The 20,643-nt window shown below is 64.5% G+C and carries 15 protein-coding genes; 4 read left to right on the forward strand and 11 right to left on the reverse strand.

From position 1 onward, the window contains the following. Positions 1 to 140 precede the first annotated feature (140 nt). Positions 141 to 1,109 carry a polysaccharide deacetylase family protein gene (locus tag AB4Z44_RS23030; protein WP_404711980.1) on the forward strand — a complete coding sequence of 323 codons (969 nt, stop codon included), beginning with the start codon at positions 141 to 143 and terminating at the stop codon, positions 1,107 to 1,109. 145 nt (positions 1,110 to 1,254) lie between these two features. Continuing rightward, on the forward strand, positions 1,255 to 1,686 hold the full coding sequence (locus tag AB4Z44_RS23035) for a DUF6152 family protein (RefSeq protein ID WP_404711981.1): 432 nt from the start codon (positions 1,255 to 1,257) through the stop codon (positions 1,684 to 1,686). Positions 1,687 to 1,720: 34 nt separating this feature from the next. Here AB4Z44_RS23035 and AB4Z44_RS23040 read toward each other — a convergent pair whose 3' ends face one another. From AB4Z44_RS23040 to AB4Z44_RS23050, 3 genes are all read right to left on the reverse strand, one after another. Next, positions 1,721 to 4,780, reverse strand: a complete 3,060-nt coding sequence (locus tag AB4Z44_RS23040; RefSeq protein WP_404711982.1) for an efflux RND transporter permease subunit — start codon at positions 4,778 to 4,780, stop codon at positions 1,721 to 1,723. Next, positions 4,777 to 5,850 (reverse strand): efflux RND transporter periplasmic adaptor subunit, encoded by a 1,074-nt coding sequence (locus AB4Z44_RS23045; protein WP_404711983.1) that lies wholly within the window; start codon positions 5,848 to 5,850, stop codon positions 4,777 to 4,779. Before AB4Z44_RS23045 ends, AB4Z44_RS23040 begins: the two co-directional genes overlap by 4 nt. Before the next feature lie 91 nt (positions 5,851 to 5,941). After that, positions 5,942 to 6,565, reverse strand: a complete 624-nt coding sequence (locus tag AB4Z44_RS23050; RefSeq protein ID WP_404711984.1) for a TetR/AcrR family transcriptional regulator — start codon at positions 6,563 to 6,565, stop codon at positions 5,942 to 5,944. An 89-nt stretch (positions 6,566 to 6,654) separates the two neighbouring features. Here AB4Z44_RS23050 and AB4Z44_RS23055 point away from each other — a divergent pair, with 89 nt between their 5' ends. Continuing rightward, on the forward strand, positions 6,655 to 8,079 hold the full coding sequence (locus AB4Z44_RS23055; protein ID WP_404711985.1) for an efflux transporter outer membrane subunit: 1,425 nt from the start codon (positions 6,655 to 6,657) through the stop codon (positions 8,077 to 8,079). Positions 8,080 to 8,168: 89 nt separating this feature from the next. Here AB4Z44_RS23055 and AB4Z44_RS23060 read toward each other — a convergent pair whose 3' ends face one another. The 4 genes from AB4Z44_RS23060 to AB4Z44_RS23075 all read right to left on the reverse strand — a co-directional run bounded on the left by AB4Z44_RS23060 (position 8,169) and on the right by AB4Z44_RS23075 (position 11,850). Further along, a complete protein-coding gene (locus AB4Z44_RS23060; RefSeq protein WP_404711986.1) occupies positions 8,169 to 10,277 on the reverse strand; it encodes a prolyl oligopeptidase family protein in 2,109 nt (702 codons plus the stop codon). A 74-nt stretch (positions 10,278 to 10,351) separates the two neighbouring features. Then, entirely contained in the window at positions 10,352 to 10,726 is a 375-nt protein-coding gene (locus tag AB4Z44_RS23065) for a response regulator (RefSeq protein ID WP_404711987.1), read from the reverse strand. Between the two features lie 66 nt (positions 10,727 to 10,792). Next, complete coding sequence (locus AB4Z44_RS23070) at positions 10,793 to 11,239, reverse strand: PA2169 family four-helix-bundle protein (protein ID WP_404711988.1); 447 nt, start codon at positions 11,237 to 11,239, stop codon at positions 10,793 to 10,795. 86 nt (positions 11,240 to 11,325) lie between these two features. After that, on the reverse strand, positions 11,326 to 11,850 hold the full coding sequence (locus AB4Z44_RS23075) for a DUF2306 domain-containing protein (protein WP_404711989.1): 525 nt from the start codon (positions 11,848 to 11,850) through the stop codon (positions 11,326 to 11,328). A 142-nt stretch (positions 11,851 to 11,992) separates the two neighbouring features. On the opposite strand from AB4Z44_RS23075, the gene AB4Z44_RS23080 reads away from it, so the two are divergent. Next, complete coding sequence (locus AB4Z44_RS23080; protein WP_404711990.1) at positions 11,993 to 12,781, forward strand: LytTR family DNA-binding domain-containing protein; 789 nt, start codon at positions 11,993 to 11,995, stop codon at positions 12,779 to 12,781. Between the two features lie 61 nt (positions 12,782 to 12,842). Here the strand turns inward: AB4Z44_RS23080 and acpA are convergent, their stop codons facing one another. The 4 genes from acpA to AB4Z44_RS23100 form a co-directional block, all read right to left on the reverse strand. Further along, a complete protein-coding gene (gene acpA / locus AB4Z44_RS23085; protein WP_404711991.1) occupies positions 12,843 to 14,507 on the reverse strand; it encodes an acid phosphatase in 1,665 nt (554 codons plus the stop codon). A 68-nt stretch (positions 14,508 to 14,575) separates the two neighbouring features. Continuing rightward, the gene (locus AB4Z44_RS23090) at positions 14,576 to 14,968 is read right to left on the reverse strand and encodes a DUF1801 domain-containing protein (protein WP_404711992.1); all 393 of its coding nucleotides are present in this window, start codon (positions 14,966 to 14,968) and stop codon (positions 14,576 to 14,578) included. 146 nt (positions 14,969 to 15,114) lie between these two features. Further along, positions 15,115 to 18,204 carry a TonB-dependent receptor domain-containing protein gene (locus AB4Z44_RS23095; protein WP_404711993.1) on the reverse strand — a complete coding sequence of 1,030 codons (3,090 nt, stop codon included), beginning with the start codon at positions 18,202 to 18,204 and terminating at the stop codon, positions 15,115 to 15,117. Positions 18,205 to 18,363: 159 nt separating this feature from the next. Next, on the reverse strand, positions 18,364 to 20,460 hold the full coding sequence (locus AB4Z44_RS23100) for a PQQ-dependent dehydrogenase, methanol/ethanol family (protein WP_404711994.1): 2,097 nt from the start codon (positions 20,458 to 20,460) through the stop codon (positions 18,364 to 18,366). Positions 20,461 to 20,643: the final 183 nt, after the last annotated feature.

Genomic DNA, 20,643 nt, shown 5'->3' on the forward strand with positions numbered 1-20,643 from the left:
CGCAGCGTCGCCCCCGCGCCGGGCGATGCGGCGAGACGTCCGTTCAGCCGTCGCTCATGGTTGCATGCGCACCATCGCGCTTCGTCCGGGATCGACGCTGATGGGGATCGGCCTCACCGTTCGTATCGAAGGGGGAATGCGTGTCAGTGTCTCGTCGCGTACGGTTCTATCTTGCTGGGATCGCTGCATTCGCAGGGTTGTGTATCGCTGCGCCGGTGCAGGCCGGCACCGTCGCGCTGACCTTCGACGATCTGCCGGTCTTCGGCCCCTACAAGACCGCCGCCGAAGGCCAAGAGGTCACGACCAAATTGCTCGCGGGGATCAAGCGCAATCACTGGCGTGCCATCGGCTTCGTCAACGAGATCCAGCTGGATGCGCGCGATCGCGAGGCGCGGATCGCGCTGTTGCGCCAATGGCTCGATGCCGGGCTCGATCTCGGCAACCACAGTTATTCGCACCTGTCGCTCACGCATACGCCGGTCGAGGCCTATATCGCCGACGTCGCCAAGGGCGAGACGGTGACGAAACAATTGCTGGCCGAACGCGGACGCAAGGAAAGCTGGTATCGCTATCCTTATCTGGAAACCGGCCCGACGCTCGCGATCCGCCACACGTTCGAAAGCTGGCTGGCGACGCATGGCTATCGCACGGCGCCCGTGACCATGGAAAACTCGGACTGGGAATTTGCCGAGCCATATTCCGATGCGCTCGCGCACGGTGACACCGCAAAGGCGACGCATATCCGCCAGGCTTATCTCGATTTTACCGCACATATCGTGCCCTGGTATCAATTGGCGGCAAGGCAGTTGCTGGGGCGCGAGCCGGCCTTCGTCTTTCTGCTCCACGCCAGCCGGCTCAATGCCGACAGTATCGATCAGCTTGCCGCGATCTTCAAAAAGGCGCGGCTGAAATCGGTCACGCTCGCACAGGCGATGAAGGACCCCGCCTACAAGATCGCGGACAATTATGCCGGGCCCGACGGCGACGAATGGCTGACCCGCTGGTCGCTGACGCTCCACAAGGATCTGCCCTATGGCAGCCTGCCGACCGTACCGGCGGATATTGCCGCCTACGATGCCAAACTGGAGGCGGCACCAGCGGGCAAATGAGCCGCTCGCCGACGCAAGGTGAATGGCTCCTTTCGGCTTCGTTCAGCCACGTCTCACCGATGGCATGCGATGCCGGAAATCGCGCTGGTCAGTCTCATCGAACGCAACAGGGCCACGCATTGTAAGGAGTGGCGAGACCGTGCGTATGAACAAACTCTTTGGTGGCCTTGTCGCAACGGGCCTGATGGCGGGCTTCGCAGGGGTGGCTTATGCCCACCATTCGTTCGCCGCCGAATTCGACACCAACCAGCCGATCAAGCTGCAGGGTACGGTCGTGAAGTTCGAGTGGGTCAATCCGCATAGCTGGATCCACATCATGGCGCCCGATCCCAAGACCGGCAAGACGGCGGAGTGGCGCGTCGAGGGCGGCGCGCCGAGCGCGCTGTTGCGTCGTGGCTGGAACCGGAACTCGCTGCCGGCCGGCACGAAGATCATCGTGCAGGCGTTCCGCTCGCGCGACGGTGACACCCGCGCAAGTGCTGCAGAAATCAGCTTCCCCGACGGCCGCGAGCTCTCGCTCGGCAACCCGACGACCGAAGCCGCGATCGCCGCCGCGAAGCGTGCAGGCGCCAACTGAAAACGGCCCTCTCCCCTCGGGGAGAGGGTTTTTCTTAGGCCGCCTTTGCTGCTCCGATGCGGAACCACAACGCGTAGAGGGCGGGCAGGAACACCAAGGTCAGTATCGTCCCGCCGATCGTCCCCCCGATCAGGGTGAAGGCTAGCGAGCCCCAGAAGACCGAGAAGGTAAGGGGAATGAAGGCGAACACGGCCGCGAGCGCGGTCAATATCACCGGGCGAGCGCGCTGGACCGTCGCCTCCACCACGGCATCATATGGTGCGAGCCCGTCCGCCTGATTGGTGTGAATTTGGCCGATCAGGATCAACGTGTTGCGCATGATGATGCCCGCCAGCCCGATCAGGCCGAGGATCGCGTTGAAGCCGAACGGCTGGTGGAAGATCAGCAGGGTCGGCACCACCCCCACCAGCGCCAGCGGCGCGGTCAGCAGGACCATGATCATCGCCGCGATCGATCGCACCTGGAAGATGATCACCACCATCATGAGGATGATCATCACCGGGAAGACCACCGCGAGCGCCTTGTTGGCCTTGCCGGCCTCCTCGAGCGCGCCGGCGGTCTCGATCCGGTAGCCGGCGGGCAGGCTGGCGACGATCGGCTTGATCTCGCCGATGATCTGGTTGGCGACGTCGGGCGGCTGCAGCCCTTCGGCGACATCGCCGCGCACGGTCATCGTCGGCAGGCGATCACGCCGGCGCAGCACCGGATCCTCCATCCGCACCTCGGTATGGCCGAGTTGGTCGAGCGGCACGCGCTGGCCGGCGGCGCCGGTGAGGGTGAAGGCGCCGAGCTTGGCCGGATCGAGCCGGTCGGGCCCGGCGCTGCGCGCGACGATCTCGACCGAGCGGATATCCTCGCGCACCTGCGTCACCGGCGCGCCGGTCAGCAGGAACTGAAGCTGCTCGGAGGCGTCGTGCGAGGTCAGCCCGATCGCCTGCAGCCGATCCTGATCGAGCGCGATATGGACTGTGGGCACGCGCTCGCCCCAATCGGTATTGACCTGCCGCATCGACGGATTGGCCAGCATCACGCCACGCACCTGTTCGGCGATCGCGCGGACCTTGTCCTGATCGGGGCCGGTGACGCGGAACGCGACCGGGAAGGGCGAGTAAGGGCCGAACACGATCTGCGTCGCGCGGATGCGCGCTTCAGGTGCGAGCCCGGCCGCGGCGGCTTCGCGCACGCGCCGCTTGAGCGCCTCGCGCGTCGCCTCGTTCGGCGTCAGCACCACGATCTTGGCGAAGGACGGATCGGGCAGCTCGGGCGAGATGGCGAGGAAGAAGCGCGGCGCGCCCTGGCCGATATAGGATGTCACCAACTTCGCTTCGGGTTGTTTGCGCAGCCACGCCTCGACCTTGGCGCTCGCGGCGCTGGTCGCCTCGATGCTGGTGCCCTCGGGCATCTGGATCTCGACCAGCACTTCGGGGCGGTCGGAGATCGGGAAGAATTGCTGTTTGACGAAACCCATCCCGGCGACGCCGAGCAGGAACAGCCCCGCTACCGCGATCACGACCATCTTCTTGCGGGCAATTGTCCACGCTATCCCAGCGCGCAGCCGCTGATAGCGCGGCGTGCCATAGATCGCTTCATGCCCGCCTTCGACCTTCGCGATTTCGGGCAGCAATTTGACGCCGATATAGGGGGTGAACGCCACCGCCACGACCCACGAGGTGAGAAGCGCGAACATCACCACCCAGAAGATATTGCCGGCATATTCGCCCGCCGTCGATTTGGCGAAGCCGACCGGCATCAGCCCGATTGCGGTGACCAGCGTCCCCGCGAGCATCGGCGCAGCGGTGTGGCTCCACGCCCAGGTCGAGGCGAAGATGCGGTCGCGGCCTTCCTCCATCTTCACCACCATCGTCTCGATGACGATGATCGCGTCGTCGACGAGCAGGCCGAGTGCGAGGATGAGGGCGCCGAGCGTGATGCGATCGAAATCGCGTCCGGTCGCCAGCATGATCACGAACACGCCTGCCAAGGTCAACGGCACGGCGGCGGCGACGACGATGCCGACCCGCCAGCCGAGGCTGATCAGGCTGACCGCGATGACCACCGCCAGCGCCACGAAGAATTTGAGCATGAACTCGTCATAGGCTTCGTGGATGTTGACCGCCTGATCGGTGATCTTGGTGAAGCTCAGGCCGAGCGGCATTTCGGCTGCGATCGCCTTCGATTCCTTGTCGAGATCCTTGCCGAGCTGGAGCCCGTTATAGCGCTCCTTCATCACCACCCCGAGCACGAGCGCGGGTTCGCCCTCGTTGCGGATCATGAAGGTGGCGGGATCCTCATAGCCGCGCCGTACATCGGCGACGTCGGAGAGCTTGAGCGTGCGGCCATTCTTGACGAGCGGGGTGTCGCCGATCCGCTGGAGATCGTCGAGCGCGCCGTCGAGGCGGATCTGGACCTGCGGGCCGTGCGTATCGATCGATCCGGCCGGGGTCAGGAGATTCTGGTTCGACAGCGCCGCGAACACGTCGCGCGCCGACAGGCCGAGCGTGGCGAGGCGCTCATAGGAGAGGTTGACGAAGATCCGCTCGGGCCGCTCGCCGATGATGTTGACCTTCTTGACGCCGGGTACATGGAGCAGGCGCTGCCGCAACGTCTCTGCCTCGCGCACCAGCAGCCTTTGCGGCTCGCCGCGCGCCTTGAGCGCATAGAGCGCGAAGGTGACATCGCCATATTCGTCGTTGATCAGCGGGCCGATCACGCCGCTCGGCAGTTTGGCGGCCTCGTCACCCAGCTTCTTGCGCGCTTGGTAGAATTCTTCGGGCACGGTTTCGGGCGGGGTCGAATCCTTGAGCGTGACGGTGGTGAAGGAAAGACCCGGGCGGGTGAAGGTCTCGGCCCGGTCGTACCAGGTCAATTCCTGCATCCGTTTCTCGAGCGGTTCGGTGACCTGATCCTGCATCTCCTGCGCCGTCGCACCGGGCCAGGCGGTGACAAAGGTCATCGCCTTGATCGTGAAGCTCGGATCTTCGGCGCGGCCTAGGTTGAGGAAAGCGAACAGCCCAGCGGCCGAAATCGCGATGATCAGGAACAGAGTGACCGCGCGTTCGCGGACCGCGAGCGCTGAAAGGTTGAACCCGCTCACAACCGGATCGCCTGTGCGGGAATGGTGCGAACCTGCTCACCCTGATGAAGCATGTGCGCGCCGAGCGCGACGAACTGTTCGCCGGGGCGCAAGCCGCTGCGGATCGTGGCGGTTTCCTCGCCAATCCCGGCAAGCGTGACCGGGCGCCAAGTTACGACATTGCCTGTGACTACCCAGACGCCGGGGCCGTGGCCATTGTCGTAGATCGCGGCGAGGGGCACGCGCATCGCCGATTGGCCGGACGCTTGCGGCAAAGCGATCGTGACCGTCGCTCCGAGCGGTGCGGCCGCTGCGGAGCCTTGCAAGACATAGCGTGCGTCATAGGTGCGGGTCTGCGGATCGGCGGCGTCTGAAAGCTGACGCAACCGCGCCGGATCGGATGAGACCGCATTGAAGACGGTAGCGCGCGCGGTCGACCCGATCGCGGGGCGGATCGTCTCGGGCAGGCTGATCGTCGCTTCGCGCGGGCCCGCATGGGCGAGGCGGACGACGGTCTGGCCGGCGCTGACGACCTGCCCCGGCTCGCCCAAGGTCTCGACCACGACCCCGTCGGCATCGGCGAGCAGCACGGAGTAACCGGCTTCGTTGCTGGCGACCTGCGCCTGCGCCTCGGCCGCGCGCAATTGCGCGCGAGCCATGTTGGCGGCGGCCTTGGCCTGATCATAGGCCGAAGCTGAGACTGCGCCGGCCGAGACCAGTTCGCGATAGCGCTTCTCATCGGCGGAGGTCTGGAGCGCGCGGGCCCTGGCGGATGCGACCGATCCGGCCTGCGCGGTGGTGGCGAGCGCAAGATCGGTGCGGTCGATCCGCATCAAAGGCTGGCCGCGCCGCACCGTCTGGCCGGCGTCGACCAGACGGGCGACGATCTTGCCAGGCACGCGGAAGCCGAGATCGCTCTGCACGCGGGCGGTGACGATCCCGGTAAAGCTGCGCTCGCCTTCGCCCGCCGGGCTGGCGATCGCGGTGCGGACGAATTGCGGCCCGGTGCGGGGATCTGCCTCGCCGCGGCTGCAGCCGGAGAGGATAGTGGTCGCCAGCAAAGCGGACGCGATGAGCAGGGATTTCGACATGAGAGCCATCTCCGGAATCGGACGATGGCCAATTGGCGACTAGTGACTAATCTGTCAATACGTCACTATGCAATACCGTTATGAATTTTGGTCACGGCGCGAGGCTGCGCAGCACGAGGCTGGTCATTTCGGTGACGCCGTCGGGTAGCTCGTCGAGATTGTACTGCAGCATCAGCGGGTTGATGAACGGCTTCATCACCCCCAGGATCGCGCGGCGGGTTTCGTCGAGCGGGGTCTTGCGCTCGAACTCGCCGCTCTCGCGGCCCTCGACGATGATGCGTTCGAGCATGTCGCCCAGCCGCTCGATATAATGTTCGGACGAGGGCCATCGTTCCTCGCACGAATAGACCGCGATATCGTAGATCTTGCGGTCGTTGAAGAAGAGTTCCCGGCTCAAGTTACTGACAGTACGGCATAAAATCCGGAACTTTTCGGTCGCGGTCTTCGCGCCGGCAATCTCGCGCTCGACGGTATCGGTGATGCTCGTCAGGCATCGCGTGCAGATCGCCTCGCCGATCGCCTGCTTCGAATCGAAGAATTTGTAGATGTACGCCTTCGAGAATCCGATCACCTTGGCGAGATCGGACACCGTCGTCTTGCCATAGCCATAATGGCTGAAATGCGCGTCGGCGGCGGCGACGATCTGCTCGCGGATCGAATGATCGGCGGGGCCGCGCTGGCCGGCGGCGGACGGGGAGGGGGCGATATCGTTCATGTCATTTTGATAAGCGTCCTAAAGGCGTTTGACAACGTGTGACCGAATTGTATATTAGTCACGAACCCAATCGAGGCATCGTTGCTCCCATGCGCAAGTCTGCTTTCGCCACCCTTTCCCTGTCGCTCGCGCTCGCCGGCTGCGCGGTTGGGCCCGATTATCATCGGCCGGTGGCACCGGTTTCGGGGAGCTTCGTCGCGCAGCCGCGCGTGGCCGAGCGCACGGCTGCGACACCGGCTTCGCTCGATACATGGTGGGACGGGTTTCAGGATCCGCTCCTGTCGGATCTGGTGAAGCGCGCACTTCAGAACAATCTCGATATCGCACAGGCTGCGGCGCGGATCACGCAGGCACGCGCATCGCTGCGCACGGCCAACGCCGCCTTGCTGCCTTCGGGTCAGGTGACCGGATCGGCGGCGCACGCACATCAATCGCTCGAAACCCCGAGCGGTCGTGCCTTCAGCAATCTTCCCGGCTTCCAGCGCGATGGCGAAGTCTATGAGGCCGATCTCGGCGCGAGCTGGGAGATCGACGTATTCGGCGGGCTCCGCCGCGGGCAGGAGGCGGCGCGCGCCGATTATCAGGCGTCCGAAGCGAACGCCGCCGGCGTGCGCATCGCCATCGCCGCGCAGACCGCCGACACCTATATTACCATTCGCGGGCTTCAGAGCCGCATCGCCATCGCCGAACAGCAGGTCGAAACACAGCGTCGCCTCGTTGCTCTTGTCGATCTGCAATATCGCAAGGGCATCGCCGCCGAACTTCAGCTTCGTCAGGCCGAGGGTGCGCTGGCGCAGATCGAGGCGACCCTGCCGGCGTTGCGGACCGGCCTCGACGCGGCGATGAATGCGCTCGATGTGCTGATCGGCGTCCAGCCCGGCACCGATCGCACCTTGCTGATGGCGTCCTCGCCAGTGCCGACTCCGCCTGCCATCGCCGATGCCGGTGGACCAGCCGATCTGCTGCGCCGCCGCCCGGATCTGATCGCGGCCGAACGCCATCTGGCTGCCTCCAATGCGCGGATCGGTGAGGCCGTCGCCGAATATTATCCCAAATTCACGATCTCGGGCCTGATCGGCACCGCGACGATGGGGGCAGGCAATGTTTTCACCGGCGGCGCCAATCAGGCGCAGGGCGTGTTCGGCCTGCGCTGGCGCCTGTTCGATTTCGGCCGCGTCGATGCCGAGATCGCCGCCGCGCGCGGCAGCAATGCCGAGGCGCTGGCCGCGTACCGGCTTGCGGCGTTGCGCGCATCGGAGGACGTCGAGGACGCCTTCTCGGCGCTGGTCGAGCGCGAGGCGCAGGAACGCGTCCTTGCCGGGGGTGAAGCCTCGCTGACCAGGGCCAGCGCCGCCTCGCTCGCGGCGTATAAAGGCGGTGTCGTCAGTCTGATCGAGGTGCTCGATGCCGACAGCCGCTTGCTCGCCACCCGGGATGCCCGCGCGCAGGCGAAGACGGAAGCTGCGCGAGCGGCGGTGGCGTCGTTCCGCTCGCTGGGCGGCGGGTGGCGTTAAATAAACTGGTCATTCCCGCGTCGGCGGAATCCATAAACTCCGAACTTCAGAGAATATGGATTCCCGCCTACGCGGGAATGACGAGGCAATTACTTCGCAGGCCCGAACAGTTTTTCATGCAGATAGGTCACCGTCAGTGCGGTGGTCTTCGCGGCTTGCTTCATGTCCGCGCCGGCGCCGTGCCCGCCTTCGGTATTCTCGTAATAATAGAAAGGCAGCTTCATTTCCTCCAGCCGCGCCGCGAACTTGCGGGCGTGCTGCGGCCCGACGCGATCGTCCTTGGTGGTGGTGAAGATGAAGGGCTCGGGATAGGCGACGCCCGGCTTGAGGTTCTGGTACGGCGATGTCTTCTGCCAGAAGGCCATCACGGCGGGATCGGCATTCACGTCCCCATATTCGCCCTGCCAAGATGCGCCGGCGGCGATCTTGCCGATGCGGATCATGTCGAGCAGCGGGATTTCGATCACGACCGCATTCCACAGATCCGGATGCTGGACGAACTGGACGCCCATCAGCAGGCCCCCATTCGATCCGCCCTCGATGCCGAGATGCCGGGGCGAGGTGATCTTCCGTGCGATCAGATCCTTCGCCACTGCCGCGAAATCGTCATAGACGATCTGGCGCTTCACGCCGAGCCCGGCCTCGTGCCAGGCGGGGCCGAACTCGCCACCGCCGCGGATATTGGCGAGCGCCAGCGCGCCGCCTTGCTCGAGCCAGAGCTTGCCCTGCGTGCCCGAATAATAAGGCGTCTGGCTCACCTGAAAGCCGCCATAAGCGGTCAGGATCGTCGGCGTCGTGCCGTCATAGACGATGTCCTTCCGGTGAACGACGAAATAGGGGATTTTGACCCCATCGCTCGATGCCACCTCGCGTTGCTCGACAACATCCTGTGAGGCATCGAACCGCGCCGGCAGTGATTTGACCGGCTTGATCGTGCCAGCATCGGTGTCCGCCAGATAGAGGGTCGATGGCGTCAGGAAGCCGCTCGTGCCCCAGAAGACGAGGTTCGATCTCTCGTCGGTCGAAGTGACGCCGACCGAGAGATTATCGGGCAGGTCGATGCGCTTGCTCGTCCAGCCGCCGCCAGCCTTCGGCGTATAGGCCCAGGCGCGTCCGCGCACATTGTCGAGCGTGGTCAGGATCAGCTTATCCCTGGTCGATGTCACGCCATCGAGCGTATCGCGCGGCCCCGGTGCCCACACGAGGCGCGGCTTGAGCTTGTCGGGCGCGGCCTTGACGGCGGCGAGATCGAGTTCGGCGAGCGAACCCGCTACGAATTCCGGGCCGGCCGACGTCCATGCCTCGTTGAGCGATACGATGACCCGGCCATCGACCATTTCCGAGACGTTCGACTTGGCGGGAATGGCGAGCTTTGCTGGCCCGCGCGGTGTCAGGACGTAGGTTTCGGTGTGGAAGAAATCGAGTGCGCGCAGGAGGATCGCCAGCTTGTTGCCCTTGCCGTCACGAAGCACCCAGGAGTTGACGGACAGGTCCTTGGCCTTGTCGCCGCGATAGATTTCGACCGCGGCCGACAGCGGCTGCCCGCGCGTCAGCCGCTTGACGATATAGGCATAGCCCGAGGGGGTGAGATCGCCCGGCGTCCATTCGGTCGAGATCAGGAGGTGATCCTGATCGTCCCACGACACATCCTGTTTGGCGCGCGGCAGGTGGAAGCCATTGGGCACGAACGTGCCGGTCTCCAGATCGAACTCGCGTATCTCGACCGCATCCTCGCCGCCATTCGACAGCGATACGAGGCAGAAACGCTGTTCGGGCATCAGGCAATTGAGCCCGCTATAGACCCAGCTCTTGCCCTCGGCCTTGTTGAGCGCGTCGATATCCAGCACGGTCGTCCAGTGCGGGGTCGCGGTCTGGTAATCGGCCAGCGTGGTCTTGCGCAGGATGCCGCGCAGATGATCGGGATCGCGCCAGAAATTGTAAATCATGCCGTTGATGAACTGAGGCGCGGGGATGCGATCGCTGGCGCCGGCAATCTTGAGCGCCTCATCATAGAAAGGCTGGTAGCGCGGATCGGCCTCAAGCCGTTTCACGGTACTGGCGTTATGCGACTCCACCCACGCCATCGCCTGCGGCGAGGAGACCTGCTCGAGCCATAGATAGGGATCGTCGGCCGTGTTTTGCGCGAAGGCCGCCGATGCCGCGGCCAAAGATAGAATTGCGGCGGACATCCAGCGCATCGTCCTTCCTCTCATGATCAGGTCCGCGCGCTTGTGTCGCAGAAAATCCCGGCTGGAAAGCGCGGTGACGCGTTTCAGTCGGGATCGGTGATCGCATGGAAGGCGGCGCTGATCGCCCGTTGGTTGAGGGGCTTCGTGAGCACGACGCCCGGCGGCTCGCACGGCATGCATTCGGCGGGCGTCGCGGTGATGAAGATGACCGGAATTCGTCCGAGCTGCCGATGGATCGACGCGATCGCGCCGGGCCCGGTGCCGCTGACCAGCTTGACGTCGGACGTGATCAGCATCGGCGGATTGGCCAGGGCAGCCGCCACCGCTTCCTCTTCGGACACGGCGAAGTCGAACGAGGTCACGCCCTCGCGCTCAAGCAGATCCTGCAGGTCCATCGCGAGAAAGGCTTCGTCCTCGATGATGAGGACGTGACATGGATCGGTGGGTTTTGCTGTCATCTCTCTCGCCGCTGAACGCGATTTGCCGATGGGATTGCGGCGCCCCTCGGGGCGCCGCGTCGGAACTCAGCCGAGAGTGTGCTTGATAGCGCTCATCTGGTCGTGGCCGGCACGCACCGAGGTAAATGCTTCGCGAATGATCGCCAGCGTCGAGGGGCTCAGATCCGCATCGGCCAAGGCGGATTCGTATTTCGCCTTGATATGATCCTCGCCGCGCTCGACCTCGTTGACGATCGCCTTGTCGTCGTTCGCGGTGAACGCCTGCTTCAGATCGAGGAAGGTGCGATGCGCCGCTGCGAGGAAGCTGCTTCCCGTCTCCGGCGTTCCGCCCAGACGGGTAACCTCGGCCTGGAGGTCGGACACGACCTGGCCGCGCTCGCGTGCGAAGTCCGCGAACATGCCGGCAAAGCGCGTGCTTTCGGCGTCCTTCGCCGCCTCTTCATAGCCCTTCATGCTATCGAGCGTGGTGGTGATCAGGCTGTTGAGGGCCGAAATGTCATGATCGCTGCTCACGGGATTTCCTTTGTTTTGGAAATGCTTGAACGATCCTCCACGGATATGGGGCCATCGGCTTCAAATAAACTCGTCGGCTCGCCAATTTACCCCGCAATCCACGAACCGAGCAGCCGATCGGGCGTCAGGGCGAATGCGCCCGCAATCAGCAGCCCCGCATAGACCAAGGTCATCGTCCTTCTATGCTCCGCGATCCGCCCGCGTACCGCGTGCACGATGCCGCGCGTCACCGTGACCAGCACGAGGATCGCCAGCAGATGGATCCAGCTGAAGCCGCCATTGCGGCCATGCAGCGCGAAGCTGGAAAGCGCGCCCGCGATCATCAGCATGCCCCACGTCCGTCCCAGCTGGCGGTGCAGCCTCGTCCCCTTGGGGCGGAGGAGAACGATCGCCCCGAGCGGGACGGCGGGGATTACCGTCAGCAGGTGGATGGCGAGCCACCCGTCACGGATCGCAAGCCCGGCCAGACCGTGGCTCAGCGCGCGGCGCAGCACGCCGGTGACGATCACGGCGCTCAGCCCGACCGCTGCGGCCAGGAGCATCGCCAGCCATGCATCCCTGCGGTCGGCCGATCTGGGTGAAGTAGGAGCGTCGATGAGGGAGGCGGACATGGCAATTCCTTTCGCAGTCTCTCATTTGCCGGCGGCGGCGTGCGCTCAACGGCGGATGCAGGAACGGTGCGCCGCATTTCGTGGACGTCGCGCGCGTGGCGGGTATGTACCGTTCGCGAAGCATGAACGGGACTATGGCAGGGTGCGAAAGCTGATCCGGGAAATCGGCGTGATGGTGGTCCTCGCGGTCATCCTCGCGGCAGTCGGCGCGCTCGGCACGTTCGATCGGCCGATCGGATCGCGGCTGCTGGTGTGGCTGCTGCTGGCGTTGGGCGGCTATGTCTGCTTCCGGCCGGTGATCGCGACGGGCACCTGGCTGTCGCGGCGCGCGCAGCTCCCCCGCCTGGCGATGATCGCGGTGGCCTGCCTGCTCGCGTCATTCCCGGCCACGATCATGGTGGCGTTCGAGCTCGGCAGCCCGATCAGCTCGATATCGATGGGTCAGGTCGCTGCCCTGTTCCCCTCCGTGCTGCTGATCGGCGCGATCGCGACCGCGATCCAGTTGGCGGTTCGCGGCCCGATCGACGGAAAGGCGCAGCCGCCGGAGCCGATCATGCAGGCTTCCGATGCGCATGCCGATGTCACGGAGTTGGACGATCCGTCCGCGCCGGACGCGGTCGTTTCTCCCTTTCTCGATCAAGTTCCGGCCGCGATCGCGCATGGGCTGCTCTATATCGGCAATGAGGATCATTATGTCCGCGCTTACGCGATGGCCGGGGATGCACTGGTGCTGGCGCGGATGCGCGACGCGGTCGCCGGCCTTGGTGGCATCGAAGGCGCGCGGGTCCATCGCAGCTGGTGGGTGGCGCGTGCCGCGGTGGCGGAGGTCATCCGCCGGGACCGGGCGGTCTATCTGCGGCTGATCGACGGGCGCGAGGTGCCGGTCGCACGATCGATGGTGGCGGAATTGAAGGAAGCGGGCTGGCTCTAGTCGAGCGGCCGGCGCGGGCTTGCCTCACCCCGCGGCCGTGGCCGTCTTGCCTTGAGGCGGCTCACGAGAGGCGTAACGCACCGGTCAGGTCTCCGGCGGGCGGGCCGCCTGCCGCGATCATCGCCTGCTCGCGCATGACGAGACCCGGAAGCTTCTCCAGCCCCCAGCGCCGCGTGATGAAGCGCGCGATCGATCCCGTATCGTAGATGTCGTGATCCACCTCGCCATGGCGTGCGTGGGGTGAGACGATGATTGCCGGGATGCGCGTGCCCGGCCCCCAGCGATCGCCCTTGGGCGGGGCGACATGATCCCACCAGCCGCCATTCTCGTCGAAGGTGACGATCACCAGCATGCGGTGCCATTGGGGGCTCTTGCGCAGCGCGTCGATCACGCGCGCGATGTGCCGATCGCCGGCATCCACGTCCGAATAGCCGGCATGCATGTTGAGATTGCCCTGCGGCTTGTAGAACGTCACCGGCGGCAGGCGCCCGGCTGCGGCATCGGCCAGGAAGAGGTTGGTGCGGGGCGTTTCGCCGGTGCCGGCGTCGCGCAGGCGCCTGGCGCGTTCGGCGGTGCCGGGGCCGAACTGGGTGTAGTAATTGAACGGCTGGTGGTGCGGCTGGAAATTGGGGCGGGTCGGAAATTCGCCGTCGGTGCCGCGCCCGGCCAGCGCTTCGGCCCAGCCACCGGCATACCATGCCCAGTCGACCCTCTTCGCGTTGAGCATGTCGCCGATCGTCTTGTGGCTCTGCGGAACCAGCGTCCCCGAACTTTTCCAATTGGCGAAGCCGGGGCGCTGGGGATCGAGCTCATAGGCCGGCGCATAAGGCGGCATGATCGTATTCACCGCCCAGAAATCGGGGGTGATCGTGTTGGGCACGAATTTGGGTGGGCCGTCTATCGCGCTCCTGGGCGAATCCGGGTGCTGCTTGAGCCGGATGCTGGTCGGATTACCGTCTTCGGTCACGGCGATCCGTCCCTTGACCGGGCTCTTGTCGGCGTCGGGATAGAAAGGCGGGCGTGCCGCGATCAGATATTGGTGGTTGAGATAGGATCCGCCGAACGCCCCCATGAAGAAATTGTCGCACAGGGTGAACTCGCGCGCGATCTGGTAGAGGCGCAGATTGGCCGCACCGTCCCCATAGTGGCCCATCACGAGCCCGCCCGAATCCCCCCAGGCGGCAAAGCCGTCATTGCGCCCGCCGTTGATCTGCAATTGGTTATTGTAGAAGGCGTGGACCAGGTCGCGCGTCACCAGCCCATGCGGCAGCGGATCGCCCTCCGGGGTCGACAAGGCGAACGGGGCGTTGGGCAATGGTGCCAGATCGTCCGGGCCGATCAGATATTCGCGATGCTCGACCACCTGCTTCTTGGGGACGAGGCCCTCCCAGATCTTCGGCAGCGTCGGCAGCACGCGGCCATCGCGATCGCGTTGGACGAACCGCTCGGGGGGTACCGCCGCGAGCGGATGCTGGAGGCCGGGGAAATCGGCGAACAGATTGTTGAAGCTTCTATTCTCGGCGTAGATCACGACGACGGTGTCGATATTGGCGCGCAACGCCGCGTCGCTGACGGTAGCTCTATCCCCGTGCCGGGCGCGCCGCGCGTCCGCGGCGTCCGCGCCGCCGATCGCGGCTCCCCCCGCTGCGGCGACCATGCCGCCGAGCAATATACGGCGCTCGGGGTTGTCGGGTGTGTCGGCGGGGGGCTGCTTCGGATCGGACATGAGCCGATCCTAACCGGCTTCGATAGATTGTTACAATATTATGACAACGCGCCGGTGCGCATCCGTTGTCATCGGCGGGAACGGGGCTTGTTCAGGTCCGCCGCGGTTCGGACGAGCGTCACGAAGGCGTCCGCGTCGATCGTCTCGCCCTCGTGAATGTCGATCGCGCGACGGACATTGCCCTCGATGCTGGAATTGAACAATTTCGCGGGATCCTCGAGCGCGGCGCCCTTGGCGAAGGTGAGCTTGACCACTGCCTTGTAGCTTTCGCCGGTGCAGATCATGCCGTCACGATACCAGACCGGCACCCCGCGCCACTTCCACTCCTCGACCACGTCGGGCAGCGCCTGCTTGATCAGCGCCCGCATCCGGGCAAGGGTCTCGCCGCGCCAATCGCCGAGGGCGGCGATGCGATCGTCGATCAGGTCCGATGGCGTTTTTTCACTTTGACGCTCGCTCACCCACTCTCTCCTGCGCATTCTCGGCTCCGAACAGCGCAACGGGGGCGGGTATGTCAACTCTCGTCCTGCGAAGTGGAGGGGGCCTTAAAAAATGGGCGGCCTCCGATGAGAGGCCGCCCAGGTGGGAGATGTGAAGAAGAGGAGTTCTAGAACTTCACATTGGCTCCCAGGAAGAAACGCCGGCCGTTCAGATCGTAGAAGTAATTGTTGAAGCTGCCACCCGGCAAGGTGCCGGCGGCCGCGGCGGTATTGTACTCGACGATCGGCGGGGCCTTGTCGAAGAGGTTGTCGACGCCGAACCGGACCGTGAGGTTCTTCATGACGGTGACATGGCCGCTCAGGTTGAACAGATCGTAAGCCTTGGCACCGGCAAGGGTCGTCGCCGCGCCGAGCGAAGCGTTGCCCGGATAGGAGGCCGATTTAACCGACGGCAGATGCTGCCACTGGAGCGAGAGACCGTAGCCGCCGATATTGTAGCCGAACGTGTTCAGCATCTTCCAGCGGAAGGCGCCGGCATTGAGCCCGTTCTGCGCCGGCCCAAGGCTGCCCGCGTAATCGACCAGCGGCAGGTTCGACAGTTCCGCGGTCTTCAGGTGCAGCAGGTAGTTCACGACCGAGTTCAGGCTAAAGCGGCCTGGGCCGATGTCCGCGCCCCAATCGACCTGGATGTCGAGACCCGAGGTCTGGAAACGGCCATTGTTGAAATAGGTCGTCTGTACGTTGCCGATCGCACCGTCGCCAGCGACGCGCTCGACACCTTTACAGAAGGGCGAATTGACGTCGTAGGTCGGGTTGAACGCCGGATCGACGCACTGGCGCTGCGCGATGTCGATCGATTGGGCGCCGATCGCATCCTTCACCTTGATGTTGTAATAGTCGATCGTCAGGCGCAGCGCGCGCAGCGCGTCCGCCTCGAACGGCGAACGCAGCACCACGCCCGCCGTCCAGGTATTGGCCTTTTCGGGCTTCAGGCCGGGATTGCCGACCAGCGACGGGAAGGCATAGGTGCCGCCCGAGGTCTGGAAGGTCGGGTCCGCATAGAATTTGGCCGAGGTGCCCGGATCGGCGCGGTTCATCAGCGCCGAGCAGAGCGTCTTCACCTTGGCCGCGTTGGGGTTGGCTGCCGGATTGGCCGAATAAGGCAGCGGATTGTTGACCGAGCAGGGATCGCCCGCCGCCGCGAAAACGAAGGTCTGCTGCGGCGCGAGGTAAAGCTCGGCGATATTCGGCGCGCGCTCGGCCCGGTTGAAGCCGCCGCGGAAGCGGATCCAGTTGTTGACCTCGACGTCGCCGAGGATCTTGTAGGTGTAGCTCGTGCCGGTCGTATTGTAGTGCGACATGCGTGCGCCGAGTTCGAGATCGAACTTCTTGACGAAGGTGTCGCTCAGCACCGGCACCAGCAACTCGCCATAGACTTCCTTGGTGACGATCCGGCCGCCCGAATTACCGCTCGGATACAGGCCGATCGCCTGGTCCAGGAACGAACTGCCCTGGGTCGTCAGCGTATCGTTGAGGAAGGTATATTTGTTGGCACGATAGCTGGCGCCGACCGCCGCCTTCACATTGCCGGCCGGCAATGCGAACAGGCTGCCCTGCGCGGTGCCTTCCCACACTGTCTGCTCCATCGTCGAGCGCGTCTTGATGTCGGCCGTGATCGCGTTGATGCAGTCCTGGCTGACCGCCGTCGTCATGAAGGGATTGAGGCCGCTGGTGCAGGTGGCGGTCGATGCGCCGAAGCCGCCGCCGGTCGCGTTGCCGGTCGCCTTGAAACCCGCGCCCCAATTGGGCGCGGTCACGATCGCGCGATAACGCTCGAGCGAGGCGAAGCCTTTCAGCAAGGATGCGGTGACCGATTCACCGCGCGATCCATAGACTTCCCAGGTCCAGTCGGTGCTCGGGACCTTGCCCTGCAGGCCCGCAATCATGTTGTAGGTCGTCACGTCGACCTGCGAGGTGCGGTTGGCATAAGCCAGGTTCTGCGTGAGCTGCCAGGGTGCGGTCGGATTGGGCCGGGCCGCGAGCAATGTCTGCAGGTCGGCCGGGATGGCGCGCCCGTCGACCGGAATCACGGCGGACCAGCCGTTCACCGCTGGCGAGGGATCCTGCACGGTGTTGGTGCGGACGCTGCTGAAGATGCCCTGACCGAACACGCCGATCCAGTCGTTGATCTCGTAATTGCCGCGCGCATAGATGTTGTAGCGCTTGAGCGGCAGGATCAGCAGATCGTCGAGGAAGTTCTGGCCGAGCTGCCCGTTGACCTCCTTCTTGTAGCGATAGCCGGTCAGATCGCCCTTGAAGTGATCGGCCCCGCCCGGCGGGCTCTGGAAGAAGCCGGTGAAGGCGGTCCCGTCGGTGTTGAAATAGATGCGCGATCCGTTGCCGACCGATCCGTTGGTGAAGATGCTGTTGACCGCCGCCTGGTTGGGTACGTTGGTGCCGATCGGCTGATAACCCGGTGCGAAGGGGAAGAAATCGGTGCCGTCGATCGTCGGGTTCTTGAATGCGTCGCGGAACCAGGGACGATCGATGCGCTTGGCCGAGTGGCGATCGTTCATTTCCAGCGCGAGGCTGACATTGCCGCGATTGTCGGCGAAGTTGGTGCCCATGATGCCGCTGAGGCGATATTCCAGATTGTCGCCGCGCTGGCTGATGCCGACCTGGCCGTCGAGGTTCAGGCCGGTGAAGTTCTTCTTGAGGATGAAGTTGACCACGCCCGCGACGGCGTCGGCGCCGTAGGTCGCCGATGCGCCGCCGGTGATGATCTCGACGCGATCGATCGCGACCGACGGCAAGGTATTGATGTCGACCACCTGCAACGCGTTGGCAGGCGTCGCGCGACGCCCGTCGAGCAATACGAGGTTGCGGTTGGTGCCGAGGTTGCGCAGCGATACCGTCGCCGCGCCGGGCGTATTGGTGGCTGTCGGCTGCACGTCGCCGCCCAGGTTCGGGGTCTGGACCGGGGTGAATTGCGGCAGCTTGTTGAGGTTGGTCTCCAGCGCCGCCGTGCTCAATTCCTTGAGCAGGGCCTGGTTGGCGGTGACGATCGGGCTGTTCGCCTCGAAATCTCGCCGCGCGATGCGCGATCCGGTCACGACGATTTCCTGGCCGGCCGGCTCGGCCGCGGCGGCAGGTGCATTCTGCGCCAGAACCGGCGTGCCGATGCCCAACAGGGCGGATGTGATGGAGGCGAGGGCCGTCGTCCGCAGCAAGCTGCGGTTGTTCGATATGGTGGACATAATATCCCCTGTCGCTAGCGCGTAAACGCGCGAAAACTGCTCCGAACGCGGATGCTTCGAAGGTTTCGATAGTCCGGCACGGCCCCAGGGCCGTTGCCTCAAGCGGCTGTCAGGTGATTTCGGCTTTCGTCATAACAATCTCCCCAGATGATATGGTTTTTATCTGCCCTGCTTTGAAAGCTGGTGCGCTTGATCCGCGATATAGGCGCGGATGGTCTCCGCCTGTTCGGGCGTGAGTTGCTGGCTGAAGCTCGCCATGCCGTTGCCGGACAGCGCCCCGTCGATGACGACGCTGCGCCATGCTTCCTTGTTCAGTGGGACTTGCGACCGCGTCAGATCGGGGTTGACCGGCCCGCCATGGCAGATGGTGCAATAGGTGGCGAACCACTTGCCGCCCTCGGCACGCTGCTTATCCGTGAAGCTGTCCTTGACGTCGACCAGCGGCGCCTTGGGTGCTGGCATATCGGTCGGCGCCTTGGCGGTGCCGTCGAGCCGGAACACCAGCACGCGGCCGGTCGGCTGCGGATAATGCATGAAGCTGTTGGTCGATGCGACCCCCATCGATCCGCCATAACCCGCCAGCACCGCGACATATTGGACGCCGTTGACGCGATAGGTGATCGGCCCGGCCAGAACGCCGCGGCGCGCCTGGAAACTCCACAGCGAACGGCCGGTATCGGCGGCATAAGCGTGGAAGAAGCCGTGGGCATCGCCCTGGAAGACGAGGTTGCCGCCGGTCGTCAGCGTGCCACCGTTCCAGGGATAATCATATTGGTGGCGCCACACCTCTTTCTGCGCGACCGGATCCCATGCGACGAGTTCGCCGCGCGGCGTGCCCTCGACTTCTTTGGCTGCGGCGGGATCGGTTGGCGCGAAGGCGACCTTGGTGTTCCAGCGGCCGGGGTGGACCTCGGCATTGGTGTCGTCACCATAAGTGATCGGCACCTCCATCGCAGGGATGTAGACCAGCCCCGTTTTCGGGTTGTAGCTCATCGGCATCCAGGCATGGGCGCCGATGCCCGAAGGATAGACGATCGCCGGCTTGTCGGCATAGCGCGCCTCGGGCCGCTCGATCGGCCGGCCGGTCGTCATGTCGTAGCCAGTCGCCCAATTGACCGGCACATATTGCTTTGCGCTCAGCATCTTGCCGTTGGTGCGGTCGATCACGAAGAAGAAACCGTTCTTCGGCGCCTGCATCACCACTTTTCGCGGGCCGCTGCCCAGGTCCAGCGTGGCCAGGATCATCTGCTGGGTGGCGGTGAAATCCCAGCTTTCCGCCGGCGTCTCCTGATAATGCCACTTATATTTGCCGGTATCGGGATCGACCGCGACAATCGATGACAGGAACAGATTGTCGCCCTTGCCGGCCGAGCGCGCACGGTGATTCCATGGGCTGCCGTTGCCGACGCCGATCAGGAGCTGATCCAGCTCCTGATCGTAGACCATCGAGTCCCAGACGGTGCCGCCGCCGCCCAATTCCCACCATTTGCCATGCCATGTCGGCAGCGCGAGCTTGGCCAGTGGCTCGTCCGATGCGGCGCCGTCGGGGCCCTTGGCCGGATCGCCCGGCACGGTGTAGAAGCGCCAGACGAGCTTGCCGGTCGCGGTATCGTAAGCGGTGACGAAGCCGCGCACGCCGAGTTCCGCGCCCGAATTGCCGATGATCACCTTGTCCTTGAACACGCGCGGCGCGCCGGTGATTGTGTAAGGCTTGGACTGGTCGATCGTCAGCACCGACCAGACCTGCTTGCCGGTCGCGGCGTCGAGCGCGATCAGGCGGCCGTCGATCGTGCCGACGAACACCTTGCCCTTCCACACCGCGACCCCACGATTGACGACGTCGCAGCAGGCATGAACCGCTTTCGATCCTTCATTGTGCGGATCGAATTTCCACAGGACGCGGCCGGTGGCGGCATCCATCGCGATCACCTTCGACCAGGCGGTGGAGGTATACATCACCCCGTCGACCACGATCGGGGTCGCCTCTTGCCCGCGGATTGTATCGAAATCGCTCGTCCAGGCGAGTCGCAGCTTGCCGACGGTCTTGTCGTTGATCTGTTCGAGCGGGCTGTAGCGCTCCTCGCGCCAGGTGCGCCCATAGCCCAGCCAATTGTCGAGATCGGAAGAGGCGTTGGTAAGGCGGTCCTGATCGACCCAGCCCGCGCCATGTGCAACGGGCTTGTGCTGCGGGGCAGTTGCCGAGACGGCGATGCCGGCCAAAACGATGGCCGCACCGCTCGTCGCCAACAGGCGCATGCCCCCGCTCTTCGATCGAACCGGCATCAGACCCCTCTCTTTCGCCTCTTGCTTATTTGATAGCAAGCTAGCTTTATGTTTACATAGCAACCTACGCACCGGCGCCGGTTTGTGTCAATGGCGTAATCCGAACGCAACATGGGCCGCTGGACTTAAAAAGAAACGGTGGATCGACACCGCTTT

This window comes from Sphingomonas sp. MMS24-J13, from assembly GCF_044905095.1.
Classification (GTDB): domain Bacteria; phylum Pseudomonadota; class Alphaproteobacteria; order Sphingomonadales; family Sphingomonadaceae; genus Sphingomonas_I.